This window comes from Acinetobacter sp. ANC 4216 (assembly GCF_004331195.1).
GTDB lineage: Bacteria > Pseudomonadota > Gammaproteobacteria > Pseudomonadales > Moraxellaceae > Acinetobacter > Acinetobacter kookii.
Genome location: NZ_SJOC01000003.1, coordinates 193,630 through 214,824 on the forward strand (window position 1 = coordinate 193,630; position 21,195 = coordinate 214,824).

Below are 21,195 nucleotides of genomic sequence, written 5' to 3' on the forward strand. Positions count from 1 at the left end.
TGTAAACAATTATGAAAGAAGTCTATTTATCTATTCAATTTAATCCACCAAGAAGCTGATTTTTAAATTCACCCGATATTCTGTAATTTTGTTGTCCTTAATCACCACTTTTTGTTCATTAATCCATGCACCCTGTACATTTTTAACTGTTTCGGTGACTTTCTCTATGCCACTTTGAATAGCATCTTCAAAACTTTTATTACTGCTTGAATTTACTTCAACCACTTTTGCGATAGCCATTGTTTTCACCTCGGGTTTTATTATTTTGAGTTCAGATCATAGGATATTTTCCAGACAAAAAAGTGAGTTTTAACATTACGGCGCAAAAACTTACAGCTGGGTCACAATACCCATACTTGCTTTAAGGTTCTTACAAAAGACAACTTATCTATACAAGGCTTGGACACAATTAAAGGCGCAATTCGCTAGGCTAATATGCGGAATATCCCCGTTCCTAATCATGAAACTTTTAGAGGTAAATATGAATACTGATATACAAGATCCTATGGTTGATACCAGCCATGACCAAAACACATCTACAAAATCTCCTTTTTCACCCACCCTCAAAGGGGTGCTGATTGGCGCAGTGGCGGGTAGTGTGTTGCCGGTTTTCGGTACGTTTAGTGGTGCCATTATTGGAGGAGTCGCCGGAAAGGTTTACGAAAAAAAATACCAGAATAAATGCCATGCAAGATAATTTTTTTATATTTTCAAGGCAGTTAAGACAGACTGTTCATCGACAGTCTGTCTTAGAGCAAAAACTCTAAATACATGATTTATATAATAATTTAAACTCACCATTCATCTTTTTCCACTCTCCCCTCCTTACTTTGTTCAATCACTTCTTGATATCATTCACATGAAATTTATTTTTTATTTCTCTCCTTGCCTGCTTCATTTTTGAATGAACCAGACATCCTTTCACTAAAGGAAAATGATGATGAACGTGATTAAATCTCTCCTGGCTGTTGCTGTTGTGGCTTGCTCTGCCCATGTTTCTGCTCAAATTGTTTACACTCCCGATTTTCCTGTTAAAAAAGCAGCTAAAATCTTGAATGCTGAACAAAAAGCGCCAGCTGCTGAAGCTGCATCTAAAACAGCTGCCTGACCGGCCCTAAAAGTCCATAAAAAAACCAGAAGCGATTCGTTTCTGGTTTTTTTATGAGTATAAATTCGCAGTTTATTTTTCAGCTTCTGCTCAGGCAGAACATCGTTTTGCTCTGTCATTTCATCCTTTTCTTTTTCGAAACAATAGAACAGCTAAAACCGGATCACAGAATTCTCCCCTCCCTTCTGCCAAAAAAATTGCTTATTTTTTATTTAAAATTTACATTTTTTGCAAATTATGTCTATAAATGCTCAAAAACTGACATTTTTTTTCATGTTTTTTTTTACTAAATACATATAATCAAAGGAATTAAATAAATAATTCACTCTATAAACGTGTGCATATGCAAGAACTTCAAGCGCTGATTCAAGGCAAGATTCCTCCGCAAACGATCAAAATCGATAAGTTGATCATGCTTGCCGAGCATTACTCTCAGCCCACGTCTGCAGAATATAAGTTACTTGAACTCGCGATTAATATCGTATTGGCAAGTTATTTAGAAAAAGCTCAAAAGCATCTCTAGAAGTGAGGTCTGTGCATGAATGTCCTAGAAAAAACCAAGCTGATTCAAGAGTTAAATCAACTCATCGAGGGGTTGGAGCAACGTTCCCTGTCTTTCTTTGAAATTGCCCGCTCAAAAGCACGGATAAAAGACATTTTTGCTTTATGTGATGAACCGATTTTTAAAAAACAGGTTTTACAATTTAAATCTCACATCCAACCTGAAAAAGCAGCCACAGATTTCGCCGCTCAGACCTTGTTTCAGCTCTCTTTTCGCGGCGTATTTCAGCAAGACAAAGCGCTAGAGCAGGCCCTTTATCAATATCCGGATTATGGTTGGGCTATTTTGTATGATCCCCAACTCGGCTGGCAAATCTGGTTAATCCCCGCAGCAAATCGTACGGCCCTGATCAGTGAATGGGATAATCTGGAGAATGCCTATCACTGGATGTTGCAGCAACAGCAAGACTATGGCTGCCTAAAAACAGACTACGAACTCAAACAGATTGATAATTTGATTGTACCCAAGCTAACAAATGTTTTAACCGAGACCGAAATCACACTAAACACCTCTGCGGATGAGCTTCAAAACATGGCTCAAAATGAACCATCCAATTCAATGGATGTATCCACGGCTGGGGTGTATTCCGCTCAAGAACCAATAGCCACTGATGCATCTGCACAGCAAAACCAGCAGCCAATCTGGACCCAAAAAAAATCTTCTATCGTCACAGAACCCGAGCTGCCGATTGTTGCCTCGCCGCCTGCCGAGACCGATGCAGAGAATACTGCGCTTCTGTCATCTATCACCAAAGATGTTCCAGAAACCCTGCAACTCAATCAATATGTCGCCTCTATTCATGCGCTGCCTAGCGAAGAAGCCTCGTTACAACAGCTATATCGTTTAGAAATTCCCAGCCTGCCGGAACTTGCCCCATATCTAGATATACTGGTGCATGCTGCAAATCTGGAAAACTGGCAGCATCACCCGGTTTACCTGGCAGAGCAGATCAATCAGCACGGTGGTTTTGTTCTATATGTGGCATTACTGGGGGCAGAAAATCAAACCCAGGCCATGCGGTTAATGCAATTATTGAATGCGCCTTACCAACACGCCATGGCTGCAATCAGGCAGATTGGCTGGATAGACTTGGCCGATCGTTTGAGCTCTCTTGAATCCCTGTTTGATGCCTATACGCATAAGACCATTCGCATCTGGAATGATGAAAACTATATGCCCTTTATTCCTGCACAACTGATCCAAACCCAAAAAATTATTCAATTTGATGAAAGTGCCGCCGACATTCAAACACCGCTCCTTTTACTGAAAGAACGGCAGAAGATACGGATTATTCATGGGCAAAAACGTTTAGCGCTCTCACCGACCGAATCGGCTTATCCTTATTTTTTATTGGAACGCCATCACGGTATTAGCTGGCAAATGATTCAGATGATTATTGCCCAATTCAGGTCTCCGATTGATTGCCGGGAATTATATAAAGAGATTCAAAAACATATTTCAGATTAAGTTTTTATTTTTTGTAGCAAAAGCTTGCTTTTTGGTCCTGATTTTTACCAGACTACTGATTATCAAATAATATAAGAGCAAGGATATGCGGAAAAAACAATTATCTCTATTTAAACCCCTCTTATGTGTGTTGATCTCTGGACTCATGTCTACTGTCAGCTGGTCTAACGCAGCTGAAACTGGTGCAGATCAACAAAAGCGTATTGAAACAGAAACAGAAACAAATTCTAATTTGCTCTATAAAATTCCAAGCTGGATTGATGCGATGCCGACAGTTTTACCGGAACAGTCGGATGAAGTCATTGTCCCTCCCGTTCAGGCCACTGAAAAACAAAGCTGGCTAGACCGTAAGCAATATGAAATCCGCAACTGGACAGACCGTACCTCCCATAAAATAGATAACTGGTTTGGACAACCCGATCCCAATGACCCGGCTTCAGCAACCCTACGCCTGATTATCGATAACAGCTGGAATAAACATGATGGTTATGAAGTTAGCCCACGTCTGCGCGGAAAAATTAAACTTCCCACCTTAGAACGTAAGATCAGTTTGGTCTTCGGTGATGACTCTTTAGATAACGAACTGAACAATAATGTCGCCATTACCGATGAAAATCCGGATAGCACGAGCAGTAAAGCGTTAGACCGTGAACGGACGCGAGAAAGTAACAGTTCCCTGGCGCTGCGTTGGTCTGATTTTTCCAAGCGTCTGCCTTTTGAAACCGACCTGGATTTAGGGGTTCGATCAGGGGATGATATTTATTTACGGCTTAAGGCATCCAGAGACTGGCAACTGGAAAATGATTTCAGATTTTATGCCGAACAAATTTACCGCTATGGCATAGATAGTGAAAACTACCTGAGGACCAATCTGGAACTGACCCATGCACGGCCGAATCAGCCGTTTTTATCCAATCAGCTCAGCCTGACCTATGCAGACCAGCAAGATGACGATGTCACCTGGGATAATTACCTGTTTAGACAACACCAGTTTTTCCAGAATAACCGTTTTGCCTATGGCTTATATACGGGCGGTTTCTATAATAATAATGACCTGCGCCTGAACAGTTGGGGGCCTTATATTTCATGGCGACAACCTTTCGTGCGTGAATGGTTTTTTCTACAGGGCGATTTAAACTATCTCAATGACCATCGTGAAGATCGCAGCCATTTCCTGGGGGTATCCGTGCGTATGGAAGCATTGTTCTAAGCTGGGCAATATAAAAATTTGAGCCGCATATACACGTAGTTTTCCGCAATAAAAAAACCTCCCGAGGGAGGTTTTTTGCTTCACGAGAAAAGCGCTTATTTCAGCAATAAACTGTTAATACGTTTTACATATGCCGCAGGGTCATCCGGCAAACCGCCTTCGGCAATTACGGCCTGGTCAAAAATCACATTCGCCAGGTCATCAAACTGGTTCGATCCTTCCAGCTTTTTCACCAAAGGATGTTCAGGGTTAATTTCCAAAATCGGTTTTGATTCAGGAACTGCTTGACCTGCCTGTTTCAGCATGCGAATCAATTGCGGAGACAGCTCACCCTCGCCGGTCACCAAACATGCAGGTGAATCCACCAGACGGGTCGTCACACGAACTTGCTGGGTTTTGGCTTTGAGAGAATCCGAAAGCTTGTCCACGACAGGCTTAAACTGTTCAGCTGCTGCTTCCAGTGCTTTCTTCTCTTCAGCGTCCTGCAAGTCGCCCAAGTCGACTGCACCCTTAGATACGTTCTGCATTGGTGTTCCGTCGAATTCATGAATGAACTCCATCGCCCACTCATCCACACGGTCCGCCATTAACAGCACTTCAATGCCTTTTTTCTTGAACAGCTCCAGTTGTGGCGAATTCTTCGCAGCACTGAGGCTTTCCGCAGTCACGTAATAAATGGCCTTTTGCCCGTCTTTCATACGTGCCTTGTAATCTGCCAATGAGGTTGAAACTTCATCATTGGTCGAGGTCGAGAAACGCAATAATTTTAAGATACGTTCACGGTTACCAAAGTCTTCACCCAAACCTTCCTTAATCACTGAACCGAATTCAGCATAGAAAGTTTTGAATTTCTCCTGGTCTTTTTCATCTTCAGATTTTGCCAGAGCATCCAGCATGGTTAACACACGGCGGGCGTTACCTTCGCGAATGGTTTTCACGTCACGGCTTTCTTGTAGCAATTCACGGCTCACGTTTAACGGCAAGTCGGCACTGTCTACCACCCCCTGCACAAAACGCAAGTAGTTTGGAATCAGGTTATCCGCTTCATCCATAATAAATACGCGTTTGACATACAGTTTAATGCCGGCTTTGGCTTCACGGGTAAACAGGTTACTGGCAGCCTTGCTTGGAATATAAAGCAATTGGGTGTATTCAGTGCTGCCTTCTACACGGTTATGGGTCCAGGCCAAAGGCGCATCAAAATCATGGCTGAGATTCTTGTAAAACTCGGTATATTGCTCGTCAGTGATCTCGTTTTTATTGCGGGTCCAAAGTGCGCTGGCCGAGTTAATGGCTTCCCATTCATCCGTTTTCACCATCTGACCTGGCTTCGCTTCTTCACCCTCAGCCGCTTCTTCTTGCTGCCAGATTTCTTTTTGCATTTCAATCGGCAGGCTAATATGGTCCGAATATTTATTGATGATTTGCTTAACTTTATAAGATTCTAAATACTCAAGGGCATTGTCACGCAAATGCAGAATAATGTCTGTTCCACGTGAAGCCTTGTTGATTTGTTCAACTTCGAAATCACCTGTTCCGCTACTGATCCAACGGACCCCATCAGCCACATCGGCAGCTGCATGACGCGACTCCACGGTAATCTTTTCAGCTACAATAAAGCCTGAGTAGAAACCGACACCAAACTGGCCAATCAATTGCGCATCGGCTTTTTGATCCCCCGACAATTTGGACATAAAATCTTTGGTGCCCGATTTGGCAATGGTGCCCAGATTATCAATCGCTTCTTGTTGAGTCAGACCAATACCATTGTCGGAAATGGTGATGGTTTTATTGTCTTTATCCAGGCTGACACGTACATGCAGGTCAGGGTCATTTTCATAATATTCAGGATGGTTAATTCCTTCAAAACGCAACTTGTCGCAAGCATCCGAAGCGTTCGAGATCAGTTCTCGCAGAAAAATTTCAGGGTTTGAATAGAGAGAATGCGTCACTAGATGCAACAGCTGCGCTACTTCAGCCTGGAAACTATGTTTTTGTGCGCCTTGTTCGCTCATAAATCACTCCTTAAATTCATTACACGGTTTTTATTGGATGCTTAATGAATGGAGTAAGTTCAAGATTTTTCAATAGGGTCAAATAAATTTTTCTTAGAAAGGTCCGTGTTGATACACACGCTCCATATACAGATTCAGCTTTTGCTGGCGCATTTTATACACTTCGATTAAACAGCGGCTCGAATTGCCGCATTGGTCACGCAACTGTAACCATTTGACCTGCTCATCCTGAATCACACCGCGCGTTCCCATCGGCACCAAACGTTTAAGAATATTGTAGGTGGTGGCCATTTTGACATCCGCATCATTAATGGCACGGTGCTCGCAAATCGCATGTTCAGTTGCAGTTTGTGCTTTGTCACAATTAAAGCTGGCTGCATACACCGAGCCACTCAAAAGACTAAAAAAGACCACTTGGCATATAATGAATAATTTCATGATTCTTCCTGCTTTTTTAGCTTATTGTAGAGTATCAACTTAAATACATTTTTAATGATGAAACAGGATAAAAATGCTCAATTTATGTGATTTATTGTGACTGAACAAATAAATAAATAAAGATCCCCATCAGAGACAGGGATCTTTGCGCTGATTTGTTATTTTTATTTTAATTTTAGTTTTAGAATTTGTAGCTATAGCCAAGGGTATAAACCCAAGGATTTACTTCCAGGTCACCAATAGCATTGCCATTTAATTCAAGCTCAGATTTTACATCCGCATAACGTACATCAGCAAAAACACCCCAGTTTTTAGCATCAGCTGGTTGGAAGTTGAAACCTACTTGACCTGCTACGCCATAGCCGACATCAGCATTTAATTTTGCCCCATCAATCACAATTTCCTCATCCCAAGGAATAACTACAGTTGCACCAACACCTACATAAGGAGTGAAACCAGTTGAGTTTTTGAAATTGTATTTTGCTGTAATTGTTGGTGGTAAGTGCTTAAATGAAGCAATTTTTGTACCGTTTGATGTTACATCGTGCTCAAAAGGAGTTGCCAACAATAATTCAGCCGAAAAATTATCATTAAAGAAATATTCTACCGATGGAGTAAAACCGTATTCTTGGGAAGCTTCTACATTTGTAAATGCACCGTTTGCCAATACATTCTGGTCTTCTGTTGGAGCTAAAGAGCTCGCACCCACTTTAACCTGCCACTGACCTGCCATCGCAGAAGCAGACATCCCCAATAATGCAATAAGAGCAACTTGTTTTAACATTTTTAAACCCCTATGGAAGAGTATTAACAGTAATTTTCAAACATTAATTAATAATAAACATGCCTATTATTAATATGCAATAGACATTAATTATTTAAAATTTTATTTATTTTTAAACAATTGAAAATATTGATTATTTATTTTAATCAGACCAACCTGGTCGGTTTTAAATACCAACCAAGTTAATCAGATTAACGATTATATTCCAAGTATATTGCTTGGTTTTATTATATTAATTATTTAATAATATTTATTTTAAATACATGTTTTAAAATAAGCAATAAAATGAATTAAAAATTCATTAAAGTACCATTGCAGCAATCCAGCCAAATACCAATAATGGAATATTAAAATGGATAAATGTTGGAACGACCGTATCCCAAATATGATCATGCTGGCCATCTACCCCCAGACCGGCAGTTGGACCTAAAGTTGAGTCTGAGGCTGGAGAACCGGCATCCCCCAGCGCTGCTGCGGTACCAATCAAGGCTACAGTAGCCAATGGCGAGAAGCCGAACTGTACGCAAAGTGGTACGTAAATTACTGCCAATACCGGTACACTGGAGAATGACGATCCAATCCCAATGGTCACAAATAAGCCAATAAATAGCATTAAGAATGCAGCCAGGGCTTTATTGTCACCAATCAGATGTACTACTCCGTTGACCAGACTGTTGATGTCACCAGTATGCGTCATCACGGATGCGAAACCAGCTGCAGAAATCATAATGAAGCCAACCAATGCCATCATACGCATGCCTTGAACGAAGACATCATCTGCCTCTTGCCATTTGAAAATACCCGCAGCAGACAGCACCGCAAAACCAACCAGTCCACCTAAAATCATCGAACCTGAATACAGCTGGGCAACCAAGGTCAAAGCAATCGCAAGCAGTGCCATCAAGATGGTTTTCTTGGCAATGACTGGTGCTTGTTCAGCTTCGTGTTTCAGCTCTTCGGCATCGGCTTGCAGACTCACTTCACCCGCACGAATCGGTTTGTCCAGATCGATGGCGGTGACACGCGCAACCGTACGATCGATATAATGACGGGGTTTACGATAGCTGATAAATACCGCAGTCAAAGTACCAATTAGCATACCAAGCACTGGAATCGCCATGCCCATCGGCATCATCCAGCGATCCACATGCAAGTCATACGCTGCACCAATTTTATTGATGTTACCCATCAAAATTTGTTCCAGAAAAATGGAACCAAAACCGACTGGCAGGAAAATATAGGTTCCGACTAAACCCATGGTCAGCACACATGCAGCAGCACGACGGTCCAAATTCATGTGATTCATCACTTTAAGTAAAGGAGGAACCAATACCGGAATAAAGGCAATATGCACAGGAATCAGGTTTTGAGAAAAAATGGCTGCAATCAGTAAAATACTCAACAGTAAATATTTTACTTTTCTGGTTTTTTGATGTGTGGCTTCCGCACCCAGCAAACCAATTAATTTATGCGCCAAAAGATCAGGCAAGCCTGATTTTGACAGGGCTAAAGCAAAGGCACCCAATACTGCATAAGCCAGGGCAACTTCTGCCCCATCACCCAGACCGGCATTAAATGCGGTTACAGTATCCGACAAACTTAGTCCTGCAACTAGGCCACCAATAATCGCTGAAATGACCAAAGTCAAGACAACAGAAACTCGTGCCAGTGAGAGTATAAACATCACGGCAATCGCAATTACTACTGCATTCATGAAAATTTTGAGGAAGATAAAAAGCCGTTATTTTAACAGATTCACTCCTTTGAAACTGTAAATAAATCGGCTGAGCCACAAAATAGTAAATTACTGATTTTAATTAAAATTTACATCCTAAAGGTCGGTTTAATTATTTTTTAGAGCAAATGTTTTGATCTCTTCTGCGACCAACTCGGCTTGGCTCAATATTGCCCAATGATTGGCATCTATCTCTACACGTTGAAAATTTTCTGCCCATTTCGGCACTTCATCAATCAGTTCAGGACTGACAAAATTGTCCTGCTTCAGCACAATCGCCTGCACCGAACAAATGGCAAAACGCTGGCGTGGCCGGGTTAAACGTGGCAGGAAATTGGCACGGTACAGTCCAATACCATGTTTTCCATCTGAAGCAATATGACTGTTTAAAGGTAAATCTTTTTGATGCTCTAACTGCTGCAAGACTTTATCCCATTTTTCAGGCGTAAATAGAGTCCAGATGGCCGGGGCCAGCACGGGCAATTGAAAGACTGCGATATACCAGGATTTAGCCAGCTGTTTAAAAAACCTGGGCTTATTTTGTCGAAATTGCTGACGCATCCAGAAAGCGGCATGATCCAGACAGGGGCCGGAAATGGTGCTATAAGATAAAATCCGGTCTCTAAACTTCGGCTCAGTCACCGATTCCCAAGACTGGATTGAGCCCCAGTCATGTGCTGCCAAATGAAAAGGACGGTTTTCCAAAACGGCATTGACCACGCTTTCCAGATCTAAAGATAACTGTTCCAGCCGGTAGTCACGAATCCGTTTCGGAACGGAGGATTTCCCTGCCCCCCTTACATCATAGGTCAGCACATAGAAGTCTTGCATCAGCTGCTGAATGATAAGCTCCCAAACTTCCTGATTATCGGGATAGCCATGCACCAGGACTAAAGCAGGTTTGGCTTCACTCCCCCAGGTTTTAACATAAAGACGCTGCTGATCTGAGGTGGCAACCCATTGTGTTTGCGCTTGCATATATTTTTATCCTATTCTTTTATTGACTATTTATTGCAGAGTCTGGGTAATCTGATCAATGCGGCCCTTTTCATTCTGTTCTAGTATGTTCTGAAGCCGTAAAAAAACAATTGACCAAAATGAGCCTTTTAAAAAAACTACAGACAATTCCAGCCATTTCTAAATTTTTATTAAATCGCTATGCACCTTACCGCGGTGCAGGGATTGAAATTGATAAAGTTGATCTGGCAAATTACCATATCCGCATTAAAATGCCTTTAACCCGTAAAAATCAAAATATCGTCGGCGTACATTTTGGCGGCAGTTTATATTCGATGGTCGATCCTTTTTATATGCTAATTTTAATGCATCATCTGGGTTCAAAATATATTGTTTGGGATAAATCTGCCTCCATACAATTCCTTTCACCCGGTCGTGGCACGGTCTATGCCGATATTCGGCTAGATTCAACAGAGATTGACCAGATTAAGCAGCTCACAGAAAATCATGCGCCAGTATACCGAAACTATAGTTTAAATATTTTTGACGAATCAGGGGTACGGATTGCCGAGGTACAAAAAATAGTTTATATCCGCCGTAAAAAACCAAAGGCCAGCCGTAATTGACAAAAAAGCGCCTGATCAACAAGCGCTTTTACTTAAATTCTCAGCTTCGATTAGCGTCTTCTTTGTTCAATCGCAGCCCCTGCGCCACCACCAATCGCTCCACCGATGGCAGCTCCGGCATTGCCGCCAAAGACACTTTTACCCACCGCAGAACCAATCGCACCACCGACGCCACTATAGGTCGCATTACGGTTTGACCCGCCTTGGGTTTTACTGCCGACCGCTGCACCAGCACCACCACCTACAGCTGCACCGATACCGCCGCCAACCTGATTACCCACACCACCACCAACTGCACCACCGAGTGCAGCTGCGCCAATACGTTGCTCTCTTGGAGACATCGAGTCACAACCCACCAGCATAAAAGTTGACAGGGTTACCATTGCCATCACGCTCATTAACTTTTTCATGAGATATGTCCTTTTGGCTATTTGTTACAGCATAAGTCATGAGTGTGAAGTTAATATCAGCGTAGTGTTACTTTTCAAAGTTTTAATGTTGAATGTTGTAATATAATTTTAATTAAAATTCCAAAAGCTGGAACTGCCCGATTTCAGTGGCCCGAAATTAGTTCAAGTATTGTAATAGATGCATAACTTTATAAGAAAAATTTTAAACAGCGGCTTCATTTAAAGTTATTTAAATGGGAAGGATCAATAAAATGAAAAAATGCCTTTGCTTGATATTTACATTGCTGTGTTGCAATTCGCCGGCCTATCCGGATTCTTCTGATACCCGTTTAATGAATAAAACCAAAGTCCTGAAAAATATGGCTTATGGTCCTTCTGCTCAACAAGTCTTCGATGTTTATTTCCCCACCAAAGCTTTCACAGATAAAACGCCAGCACCGATCATGGTGATGGTCCATGGTGGAGCCTGGAGCATTGGAGATAAAAATAATGCTGCTGTAGTCAAAAACAAAAGGTCTTATTGGAACAAACACAACTGGATATTTATTTCCCTCAACTACCGATTGGTTCCTGAGGTCACAGTACAACAACAAACCCAGGATATTGCAGAAGCACTCATCCATATCCAAAACCAGGCTCAAAATTGGCGTGCCGACCCCAAACGTTTGGTTCTGATGGGACATTCAGCAGGCGCACACTTGGTCAGCCTGCTCAGCACGCGCCCCCTCTGGCTGACATCGCAGCCCCAACCCTGGCTTGCCACAGTGGCGTTAGACAGTGCTGCCTATAATGTCGAAACCATTATGCAAACCCGACATGCACGGTTTTATGATCAGGCCTTTGGAAATCAGCCGTCAAACTGGAAAGCACTTTCTCCCATCTCTCAACTGCACCAGACTTTACCGGCATTTCTCGCGGTATGCTCCACCATTCGGCCAGACCAGCCCTGTACCCAGGCACAGCAATTTATTCAGCAAGCACAGAAATTGGGGACTAAAGCCCAGTTATTGCCTGTCCCGCTTTCCCATAGAGAAATCAATCAGTCACTTGGACAAAATAATTCCTATACTCAAGCGGTAAATCAGTTTATCCAAAGCCATTCCACTACGGAGAAATGAGCTTATTTCAATCTCATTCAACCTAGAAACGATTTCAGTATTAATTAAGAGTGCTTATCTTTCGATAAACACATTTGATATTCCGCGTAGACCCTAAAATATCTCCCCAAAATAAGTGCATAAAAAAAGACGCCCGAAGGCATCTTTTTTGAGTCATTTAACGTCGAATTAGAATTCTTGGTTAAATGCTTGGCTTAATGCTTGGTCTACATCAGAGAAGTCATTTACCAGCGCATGTTCTGCAGCTTCTGCTTCTTGACGACGACGCTCCAAGTGGTAAGCCAGACCAGTACCCGCTGGAATCAAGCGACCCACAACAACGTTTTCTTTCAAGCCACGTAAATCATCTTCTTTACCTGTTACAGCCGCTTCAGTTAACACACGTGTTGTTTCCTGGAACGATGCAGCAGAGATGAACGAGTCAGTAGAAAGCGATGCTTTGGTAATACCCATCAATTGACGTTCAAACTTCGCAGGGAACTTGTTCTGCGCAAGAACAGCTTGGTTCTCTTGCATCACGCGGATGTAATCCACTTGTTCGCCTTTGATGAAGCTGGTATCGCCACCGTCAGTGATGTCAACTTTACGCAACATTTGACGCACGATAACTTCAATGTGTTTATCGTTGATTTTTACACCTTGCAGACGGTATACATCCTGAACTTCATTCACAATGTAATTGGTCAACGCCACTTCACCTTTCAGACGCAAGATGTCATGCGGGTTCTGCGGACCATCAGAAATGGTTTCACCACGGTTCACATGCTCGCCTTCGAACACGTTAATGGTACGCCATTTCGGAATCAGCTCTTCGTAGATCTCTGAGCCATCATCTGGAGTAATCACCAGACGGTTCTTACCTTTGGTCTCTTTACCGAAGCTTACCACACCAGAAATTTCAGCAAGAATTGCATGCTCTTTCGGTTTACGTGCTTCGAACAAGTCAGCTACGCGTGGCAGACCACCGGTAATATCACGGGTACGTGAAGATTCTTGTGGTACACGACCGATGACATCACCCACACCAATCGTTTCGCCATCACGGACAGAAAGAATCGTGTTTTGTGGCAAGAAGTAGAACTGCTCACCACCATCAACTGTGTCAAGCACAACTGCAGGACGTAAATCTTTACCTGACGCAGGACGTGAAGTCACTGGCAAGATTTCGATTGTGGTCATACCTGTTGCATCATCAGTTTTCGAGGTCACAGTTACGCCATCAGCAATTTGGCTGAAACGTACTTTACCTGCAACTTCTGTCACAAGTGGATGTGTATGTGGATCCCAAGTCGCCACGATACCGCCTGCCTCAACAGCTTCACCATCTTTCAGCAAGATAGATGCACCGTAAGGAAGTTTATAGCGTTCGCGTTCACGACCTAAGTCATCTGCAATACCGATTTCACCTGAACGTGAAGTTGATACCAGGTGACCTTTGGCATGTTGTACGGTTTTCACGTTGTGGAAACGTACTGTACCCTTGTTACGAACTTGTACGCTGTTGGCAGCAGAAGTTCGGCTCGCAGCACCACCCACGTGGAACGTACGCATGGTCAACTGTGTACCTGGCTCACCAATTGATTGAGCAGCCATTACACCTACAGATTCACCTGGATTCACCAAGTGACCGCGTGCAAGGTCACGACCGTAACATTTCGCACATACACCGAAGGTAGATTCACAAGAAACGACTGAACGTACTTTAACTTCATCGACACCGGCTTCTTCAAGGAAGGCTGCGATTTTTTCGTCAATCAACGTATTACGTGGAAGAATCACTTCGTCAGAACCGACTTTCTTCACGTCTTCAGCAACAACACGACCCAATACTCGAGTACCCAAGTTCTCGATTACGTCACCACCCTGAATGAACGGAGTCATCACAAGACCGCCTAAAGTACCGCAATCAGGCTCGGTAATCACCAAGTCTTGCGCTACGTCTACCAGACGACGGGTCAGGTAACCAGAGTTTGCTGTTTTAAGTGCTGTATCGGCCAAACCTTTACGCGCACCGTGTGTCGAGATGAAGTACTGAAGTACGGTCAAACCTTCACGGAAGTTGGCTTTAATTGGGGTTTCAATGATCGAACCATCCGGTTTCGCCATCAAACCACGCATACCCGCCAACTGACGAATCTGAGCTGCGGAACCACGGGCACCCGAGTCAGACATCATGTAGATACTGTTGAATGATTTCTGTTTCTCGTCTTCGCCCTGTTTGTTCTTAACAGTAGTGAAAGACAAGTTGTCCATCATCGCTTTAGCAACTTGGTCGTTGGTACGCGCCCAGATATCGACTACCTTGTTATAACGTTCACCGGCAGTTACGAAACCTTGTTCGAATTGCTGTTCGATTTCACGAACTTCAACTTCTGCTTTTTCGATGATCGAGTATTTCGCTGGTGGAATTAGCATGTCTTCCATACCAACAGATACACCAGAACGCGTCGCTTGACGGAAGCCCAGGTACATCAACTGGTCAGCAAAGATAACGGTATCTTTCAGACCCAATTTACGGTAGCAAGAGTTGATTAACTTAGAGATGTTTTTCTTGGTCATCTCAAGGTTAATTTGCTGGAAGTCCATACCTTCAGGAACAACTTCCCAAAGCAGGCAGCGACCAGGCGTTGTGTCAACAATAATGGTTTGTTGTTCACGGTTGCCATTGTCGTCAATTACGGTCTGGTGTACACGTGCTTTTACGCGAGCGTGCAAGTCTACCTGACCTGTTGCAAGTGCACGGTTTACTTCATCAGTATCCGCGAACACCATGCCTTCACCTTTGGCATTGATCGCATCACGCGTGATGTAATACAAGCCCAAGACCACGTCCTGAGAAGGTACGATGATTGGCTCACCGTTCGCAGGAGACAAGATGTTGTTGGTTGACATCATTAACGCACGCGCTTCTAACTGAGCTTCAAGCGTTAATGGTACGTGTACCGCCATTTGGTCACCGTCGAAGTCGGCGTTAAACGCAGCACATACGAGTGGGTGTAGACGGATCGCTTTACCTTCAATCAGGGTTGGTTCAAATGCTTGAAGACCCAAACGGTGAAGGGTTGGCGCACGGTTCAACATCACTGGATGTTGACGGATCACGTGAGCAAGAACGTCCCAAACTTCCGGCGTTTCGCGTTCAACCATTTTCTTCGCAGCTTTAATGGTGGTTGCTTGACCAGACGCTTGCAGTTTCGCAAAGATAAATGGCTTGAACAGTTCAAGTGCCATCTTCTTAGGAAGACCACATTGGTGTAAACGTAAAGATGGACCTACAGTAATTACCGAACGGCCAGAGTAGTCAACACGTTTACCAAGCAAGTTTTGACGGAAACGACCTTGTTTACCTTTGATCATGTCGGCCAAAGATTTAAGCGGACGTTTGTTCGAACCAGTAATTGCACGGCCACGACGACCATTATCCAGCAATGCATCTACAGACTCTTGCAACATACGTTTTTCGTTACGTACGATGATGTCTGGAGCCGCAAGGTCAAGAAGACGTTTCAAACGGTTGTTACGGTTGATCACACGACGGTAAAGATCGTTCAAATCAGAAGTCGCGAAACGACCGCCTTCAAGAGGAACCAACGGACGAAGGTCTGGTGGAAGAACTGGCAATACAGTTAACACCATCCATTCAGGCTTGTTGTTTGACTCTTTGAATGCTTCCATCAACTTCAGACGTTTAGATGCTTTTTTAAGCTTCGTTTCTGAAGTTGTGTTTGGAATTTCTTCACGCAGACGTGAAATTTCAGCTTCAAGATCGATGTCTTTCAACAGGTCCTGAACAGCTTCTGCACCCATTTTCGCGCTGAATTCATCACCGTGTTCTTCTAGCGCCGTGAAGTATTCTTCATCGTTCAGAAGCTGGTATTTCTCAAGCGGAGTCATACCTGGATCAGTTACAACGTAAGATTCGAAATACAATACGCGTTCGATATCACGTAAAGTCATATCTAGAAGCAAACCGATACGGCTTGGTAATGATTTCAGGAACCAGATGTGTGCAACTGGAGAAGCCAATTCGATGTGACCCATACGTTCACGACGAACTTTCGCAGTTGTTACTTCAACGCCACATTTTTCACAAATGACGCCTTTGTATTTCATACGCTTGTATTTACCACACAAGCATTCGTAATCTTTGACTGGACCAAAAATTTTGGCACAGAACAAACCGTCACGTTCAGGTTTGAAGGTACGGTAGTTGATTGTCTCTGGCTTTTTAACTTCACCATGAGACCATGACTTAATCATTTCTGGTGACGCAAGACCAATACGGATGCGATCAAACTCTACTGGAGCATGACCATCAGAATCCGTCTTTTTGCGCATGATATCGAGCAAGTCTTTCAATTTTTTTCTCCGTGTGTTGTGGAGATTTTCACTTCACAACTGGGTCACAAATATTGTTTTTTAACTGAAATTTGGAATCTCCCCTAGCCCCTCTTTAATAAAGAGGGGGAACTTTCCCCCTTTGGAAAAGGGGGTCAGGGGGATTTAATTAGTCACCATTTTTCAGTTCAATGTTGATACCTAAAGAACGGATCTCTTTAGTCAATACGTTGAACGATTCAGGCATGCCCGGATCCATATAATGGTTGCCATCTACAATGTTCTTATAGATGCGGGTACGGCCTTCAACGTCATCCGACTTAACAGTAAGCATTTCTTGAAGCGTATAAGCTGCACCGTATGCTTCCAGTGCCCAGACTTCCATCTCACCGAAACGCTGACCACCGAACTGGGCTTTACCACCCAATGGTTGTTGCGTTACTAGAGAGTAAGAACCTGTAGAACGCGCATGCATCTTGTCATCAACCAAGTGGTTCAGTTTCAGCATGTACATGTAACCTACAGTTACTGGACGGTCAAAACGCTCACCGGTACGACCATCATACAATACAGTTTGACCGGTACGTGAAATGCCACCAAGTTCAAGCAATTCTTTGATTTGCGATTCTTCAGCACCATCGAATACAGGAGTCGCTAAAGGAACACCCTTACGAAGGTTACCTGACAATGCCAAGATTTCATCATCAGTCAGGCTGTCCAGATCTTCTTGCTGACCGCCAACTTTGTTGTAGATCTTGTCCAGGAAGTCACGAAGCTCAAGCACGGTACGTTGCTCTTTCAGCATCTTGTCGATCTTGTCACCCAGACCCTTCGCTGCCATACCCAAGTGAGTTTCCAGAATCTGGCCCACGTTCATACGTGACGGTACGCCTAGCGGGTTAAGCACCACGTCTACAGGTACACCGTTGGCATCGTGCGGCATGTCTTCAACAGGTAGAATGTTTGATACAACACCCTTGTTACCGTGACGACCAGCCATCTTATCACCCGGCTGGATGCGACGTTTAACGGCAAGGTAAACCTTAACCACTTTCAATACGCCAGTAGTCAGTTCATCGCCAGTAGAAAGTTTGCGTTTTTTCTCTGCAAATTTCTCGTCAATCTCTTGGCTCTTCTCTTTCAAGAACACTTGAATTTGAGTTAAGCGCTCAGCGATCGCTTCATCACTTGGCTGGATATCCAGCAAGTCAACCAGCTCTAAACCAGACAATACTTCTTCAGTCAGCTTGTCACCACGTTTAGTGGTACCGCCTCCGTTAGATTCCTGACCTTTCAACAGGCGAACAATACGTTCACGCGCTGCTTCTTCGAAGATTTTGAATTCTTCTTTCAAGTCTTTACGGTAAGCATCCAATTGCGCTTTTTCAATTGCTTGAGCACGTTCGTCTTTTTCAAGACCGTCACGTGTAAACACTTGAACGTCAATTACAGTACCTTTCACGCCTGAAGACACGCGTAAAGAAGAGTCTTTTACGTCAGCCGCTTTTTCACCGAAGATTGCACGAAGCAGTTTTTCTTCCGGCGTTAACTGCGTTTCACCTTTAGGCGTTACTTTACCAACCAGGATGTCACCTGCTGTTACTTCAGCACCGATGTAAACAATACCTGATTCGTCCAGTTTAGACAGTGCAGCTTCGCCAACGTTAGGAATATCGGCAGTAATTTCTTCTGCACCTAACTTGGTATCACGCGCAACACATGACAATTCCTGAATGTGAATCGACGTCAAACGGTCTTCTTGAAGAACGCGTTCCGATAACAAGATCGAGTCTTCGTAGTTGTAACCGTTCCAGGTCATGAACGCTACGCGCATGTTTTGACCCAGTGCCAATTCACCGCCATCAGTTGATGGACCATCAGCAAGAACGTCACCACGACCAACTTGATCACCCAGTTTCACCAGAACTTTCTGGTTGATACAGGTGTTCTGGTTTGAACGTGTGTATTTGATCAGGTTGTAGATATCTACACCCGCTTCACCCGCAACCATTTCATCTTCGTTGACACGAATAACAACACGAGACGCGTCTACAAATTCGATGCGACCACCACGTTTCGCAAGAACACATACACCTGAGTCATGCGCTACGTTTGCTTCCATACCGGTACCAACAAGCGGCTTGTCGGCGATCAACGTAGGAACAGCCTGACGTTGCATGTTTGAACCCATCAATGCACGGTTCGCATCATCGTGTTCAAGGAATGGAATCAATGATGCTGCAACAGATACAACCTGCTGAGCAGATACGTCCATATGCGTCACTTTTTCAGGAGGCATACGTACGAATTCACCTTGGTGACGTACAGAAACGAATTCTTCAGTCAGGTTGCCATCTTTATCTACACCAGAGTCGGCCTGTGCAATCACAGTACCTACTTCTTCAATTGCAGATAAGTATTCAACTTCGTCCGTTACACGGCCTTCAACCACTTTACGGTAAGGTGTTTCTAAGAAACCGAAGTTGTTTGCTTTCGCATATACAGACAATGAGTTGATCAAACCAATGTTTGGACCTTCAGGCGTCTCAATTGGACACACACGACCGTAGTGAGTTTGATGTACGTCACGTACTTCGAAGCCCGCACGTTCACGTGTCAAACCACCAGGACCGAGCGCTGATACACGACGTTTGTGTGTAATTTCAGACAACGGGTTATTTTGGTCCATGAACTGAGACAACTGGCTTGAACCAAAGAATTCTTTGATTGCAGCAGCAACAGGTTTCGCGTTGATCAAATCTTGCGGAGACAGGTTGTCAGTTTCAGCTTGGCTTAAACGTTCTTTTACAGCACGTTCTACACGAACCAGACCAACACGGAACTGATTTTCTGTCATTTCACCAACAGAACGAACACGACGGTTACCTAAATGGTCGATATCGTCGACTTCACCTTTACCGTTACGAATTTCAACCAATGTTTTGAGTACATCAGTAATATCTTCGTTAGACAAGATACCTTCAACTTCACGTGACTTCTGGTCAGTACCCACTTCGTAAGGACGACCCAAACGACGGTTGAACTTCATACGACCGACTGGCGACAAGTCATAACGTTCAGAAGAGAAGAACAGGTTGTTGAACAGGTTCTCGGCAGCTTCTTTTGTTGGTGGCTCGCCTGGACGCATCACTTTATAGATTTCTACCAGTGCTTCTTCACGACCAGTGGTTGTATCGGCACGTAAAGAGTCAGCAATGAATGAACCGCGATCGATGTCATTGGTAAACAATACGTTAAATTGTTTTACGCCGCCTTCAGCCAATTTCACCATGATCTCATGGCTCAATACTGTATTGGCTGCAATCACATCGCCATCACGCAAGGTGATGTCTTCAGCAGTAATACGCTCGTACAGGTACTCATCAGGAACTGAAAGCTTGGTCAAGCCAGCAGCTTCCATTTGACGTACGTGACGCGCATTGATACGTTTACCTTGCTCTACAATCACTTTGCCGTCATTGTCAGCAATGTCGAATTGCGCCATTTCGCCACGAAGACGTTCTGGAACCAGGTCAATCTGGTAGCTACCCATGTCAAGATACACAGGTACTTTTTCATAGAACATGTCCAGGATTTGTTCGTTGCTATAACCCAAGGCACGAAGAACCACAGTCGCAAGCAATTTACGACGACGGTCAATACGAACGTAAACAAGGTCTTTGGCATCGAATTCGAAATCCAGCCATGAACCACGGTAAGGAATGATACGTGCAGAATAAAGAACTTTACCGCTAGAATGTGTTTTGCCTTTATCGTGGTCAAAGAACACACCTGGTGAACGGTGTAATTGAGATACGATTACACGCTCAGTACCATTGATAACAAAAGTACCGTTTTCTGTCATGAGCGGCATTTCACCCATGTACACTTCTTGTTCACGTACGTCTTTAATTGATTTAGTTTCGCGATCTTTCAAGATCAAACGAATTTTTACACGCATTGGTGCTGCATAAGTTGAACCGCGTAAAATACATTCACGCACGTCAAACTCAGGCTTACCAAGACTATACTCAACAAATTCTAAAGCAGCATTGCCAGAATAACTTTCAATAGGAAAAACTGAACGAAATGCGGCTTGGAGACCGATATCTTCGCGGTTTTTTGGTGTTTTGCCATCTTGTAAGAATGTTCGGTACGAGTCGACCTGAATCGCGAGCAAGTACGGAGCATCCATGACGCTAGGCAATTTACCAAAATTCTTACGGATCCGTTTCTTTTCGGTATATGAGTATGCCATCTGGAGTCCTCGGAAAGTAAACTAAGTCCGCCTGCAGAACGGACCTAGAAGGAATTACACAGGCCGATATGGCCACCACTTTTTACAAATGCTGCAATTTTTAGTGGTATTAAAACGCTTAGCAATATTTTCAAATATAAAAAATATTGATAAACGTTTGATATTATTG

16 protein-coding genes are annotated in these 21,195 nt (G+C 43.5%); 6 read left to right on the forward strand and 10 right to left on the reverse strand.

The window, feature by feature from the left end; genetic code table 11:
• Window positions 1-39: 39 nt before the first annotated feature.
• Window positions 40-240, reverse strand: a complete 201-nt coding sequence (locus tag E0H88_RS03635; protein WP_092820231.1) for a dodecin family protein — start codon at window positions 238-240, stop codon at window positions 40-42.
• A 241-nt stretch (window positions 241-481) separates the two neighbouring features.
• Here E0H88_RS03635 and E0H88_RS03640 point away from each other — a divergent pair, with 241 nt between their 5' ends.
• Window positions 482-697, forward strand: a complete 216-nt coding sequence (locus E0H88_RS03640; protein WP_165493270.1) for a hypothetical protein — start codon at window positions 482-484, stop codon at window positions 695-697.
• A 314-nt stretch (window positions 698-1,011) separates the two neighbouring features.
• Here the strand turns inward: E0H88_RS03640 and E0H88_RS15855 are convergent, their stop codons facing one another.
• Entirely contained in the window at window positions 1,012-1,227 is a 216-nt protein-coding gene (locus E0H88_RS15855; RefSeq protein ID WP_165493267.1) for a hypothetical protein, read from the reverse strand.
• Between the two features lie 224 nt (window positions 1,228-1,451).
• On the opposite strand from E0H88_RS15855, the gene E0H88_RS03645 reads away from it, so the two are divergent.
• From E0H88_RS03645 to E0H88_RS03655, 3 genes are all read left to right on the forward strand, one after another.
• On the forward strand, window positions 1,452-1,631 hold the full coding sequence (locus tag E0H88_RS03645) for a hypothetical protein (RefSeq protein WP_092820233.1): 180 nt from the start codon (window positions 1,452-1,454) through the stop codon (window positions 1,629-1,631).
• Between the two features lie 15 nt (window positions 1,632-1,646).
• Window positions 1,647-3,137, forward strand: a complete 1,491-nt coding sequence (locus E0H88_RS03650) for a hypothetical protein (RefSeq protein ID WP_131273141.1) — start codon at window positions 1,647-1,649, stop codon at window positions 3,135-3,137.
• 85 nt (window positions 3,138-3,222) lie between these two features.
• Window positions 3,223-4,347: a hypothetical protein gene (locus E0H88_RS03655; protein WP_131273142.1), complete on the forward strand. Its 1,125-nt coding sequence runs from the start codon at window positions 3,223-3,225 to the stop codon at window positions 4,345-4,347.
• Between the two features lie 95 nt (window positions 4,348-4,442).
• Here the strand turns inward: E0H88_RS03655 and htpG are convergent, their stop codons facing one another.
• From htpG to E0H88_RS03680, 5 genes are all read right to left on the reverse strand, one after another.
• Window positions 4,443-6,362 (reverse strand): molecular chaperone HtpG, encoded by a 1,920-nt coding sequence (gene htpG / locus E0H88_RS03660; protein ID WP_131273143.1) that lies wholly within the window; start codon window positions 6,360-6,362, stop codon window positions 4,443-4,445.
• Between the two features lie 93 nt (window positions 6,363-6,455).
• Window positions 6,456-6,800 carry a lysozyme inhibitor LprI family protein gene (locus E0H88_RS03665; RefSeq protein WP_092820237.1) on the reverse strand — a complete coding sequence of 115 codons (345 nt, stop codon included), beginning with the start codon at window positions 6,798-6,800 and terminating at the stop codon, window positions 6,456-6,458.
• A gap of 181 nt (window positions 6,801-6,981) precedes the next feature.
• Window positions 6,982-7,584 carry an OmpW/AlkL family protein gene (locus E0H88_RS03670; RefSeq protein WP_092820238.1) on the reverse strand — a complete coding sequence of 201 codons (603 nt, stop codon included), beginning with the start codon at window positions 7,582-7,584 and terminating at the stop codon, window positions 6,982-6,984.
• A 301-nt stretch (window positions 7,585-7,885) separates the two neighbouring features.
• Window positions 7,886-9,298 (reverse strand): Na+/H+ antiporter family protein, encoded by a 1,413-nt coding sequence (locus E0H88_RS03675; protein ID WP_131273144.1) that lies wholly within the window; start codon window positions 9,296-9,298, stop codon window positions 7,886-7,888.
• Window positions 9,299-9,427: 129 nt separating this feature from the next.
• Window positions 9,428-10,297, reverse strand: a complete 870-nt coding sequence (locus E0H88_RS03680) for an alpha/beta fold hydrolase (RefSeq protein WP_131273145.1) — start codon at window positions 10,295-10,297, stop codon at window positions 9,428-9,430.
• Between the two features lie 119 nt (window positions 10,298-10,416).
• Between E0H88_RS03680 and E0H88_RS03685 the strand changes: the two genes are divergently transcribed.
• Window positions 10,417-10,902 (forward strand): DUF4442 domain-containing protein, encoded by a 486-nt coding sequence (locus E0H88_RS03685; protein WP_131273146.1) that lies wholly within the window; start codon window positions 10,417-10,419, stop codon window positions 10,900-10,902.
• A gap of 50 nt (window positions 10,903-10,952) precedes the next feature.
• Here E0H88_RS03685 and E0H88_RS03690 read toward each other — a convergent pair whose 3' ends face one another.
• Window positions 10,953-11,312: a YMGG-like glycine zipper-containing protein gene (locus E0H88_RS03690; RefSeq protein ID WP_131273147.1), complete on the reverse strand. Its 360-nt coding sequence runs from the start codon at window positions 11,310-11,312 to the stop codon at window positions 10,953-10,955.
• Window positions 11,313-11,563: 251 nt separating this feature from the next.
• Between E0H88_RS03690 and E0H88_RS03695 the strand changes: the two genes are divergently transcribed.
• A complete protein-coding gene (locus E0H88_RS03695) occupies window positions 11,564-12,430 on the forward strand; it encodes an alpha/beta hydrolase (protein ID WP_131273148.1) in 867 nt (288 codons plus the stop codon).
• 168 nt (window positions 12,431-12,598) lie between these two features.
• Here the strand turns inward: E0H88_RS03695 and rpoC are convergent, their stop codons facing one another.
• On the reverse strand, window positions 12,599-16,789 hold the full coding sequence (rpoC, locus tag E0H88_RS03700) for a DNA-directed RNA polymerase subunit beta' (protein WP_131273149.1): 4,191 nt from the start codon (window positions 16,787-16,789) through the stop codon (window positions 12,599-12,601).
• A 148-nt stretch (window positions 16,790-16,937) separates the two neighbouring features.
• Window positions 16,938-21,026 (reverse strand): DNA-directed RNA polymerase subunit beta, encoded by a 4,089-nt coding sequence (gene rpoB, locus E0H88_RS03705; protein ID WP_131273150.1) that lies wholly within the window; start codon window positions 21,024-21,026, stop codon window positions 16,938-16,940.
• Window positions 21,027-21,195 lie beyond the last annotated feature (169 nt).

Bases quoted from the DNA above. Each gene is read 5' to 3' on its own strand.
- E0H88_RS03635 (WP_092820231.1), bottom strand. From the start codon at position 240: ATGGCTATCGCAAAAGTGGTTGAAGTAAATTCAAGCAGTAATAAAAGT.
- E0H88_RS03640 (WP_165493270.1), top strand. From the start codon at position 482: ATGAATACTGATATACAAGATCCTATGGTTGATACCAGCCATGACCAA.
- E0H88_RS15855 (WP_165493267.1), bottom strand. From the start codon at position 1,227: ATGACAGAGCAAAACGATGTTCTGCCTGAGCAGAAGCTGAAAAATAAA.
- E0H88_RS03645 (WP_092820233.1), top strand. From the start codon at position 1,452: ATGCAAGAACTTCAAGCGCTGATTCAAGGCAAGATTCCTCCGCAAACG.
- E0H88_RS03650 (WP_131273141.1), top strand. From the start codon at position 1,647: ATGAATGTCCTAGAAAAAACCAAGCTGATTCAAGAGTTAAATCAACTC.
- E0H88_RS03655 (WP_131273142.1), top strand. From the start codon at position 3,223: ATGCGGAAAAAACAATTATCTCTATTTAAACCCCTCTTATGTGTGTTG.
- htpG (WP_131273143.1), bottom strand. From the start codon at position 6,362: ATGAGCGAACAAGGCGCACAAAAACATAGTTTCCAGGCTGAAGTAGCG.
- E0H88_RS03665 (WP_092820237.1), bottom strand. From the start codon at position 6,800: ATGAAATTATTCATTATATGCCAAGTGGTCTTTTTTAGTCTTTTGAGT.
- E0H88_RS03670 (WP_092820238.1), bottom strand. From the start codon at position 7,584: ATGTTAAAACAAGTTGCTCTTATTGCATTATTGGGGATGTCTGCTTCT.
- E0H88_RS03675 (WP_131273144.1), bottom strand. From the start codon at position 9,298: ATGAATGCAGTAGTAATTGCGATTGCCGTGATGTTTATACTCTCACTG.
- E0H88_RS03680 (WP_131273145.1), bottom strand. From the start codon at position 10,297: ATGCAAGCGCAAACACAATGGGTTGCCACCTCAGATCAGCAGCGTCTT.
- E0H88_RS03685 (WP_131273146.1), top strand. From the start codon at position 10,417: ATGAGCCTTTTAAAAAAACTACAGACAATTCCAGCCATTTCTAAATTT.
- E0H88_RS03690 (WP_131273147.1), bottom strand. From the start codon at position 11,312: ATGAAAAAGTTAATGAGCGTGATGGCAATGGTAACCCTGTCAACTTTT.
- E0H88_RS03695 (WP_131273148.1), top strand. From the start codon at position 11,564: ATGAAAAAATGCCTTTGCTTGATATTTACATTGCTGTGTTGCAATTCG.
- rpoB (WP_131273150.1), bottom strand. From the start codon at position 21,026: ATGGCATACTCATATACCGAAAAGAAACGGATCCGTAAGAATTTTGGT.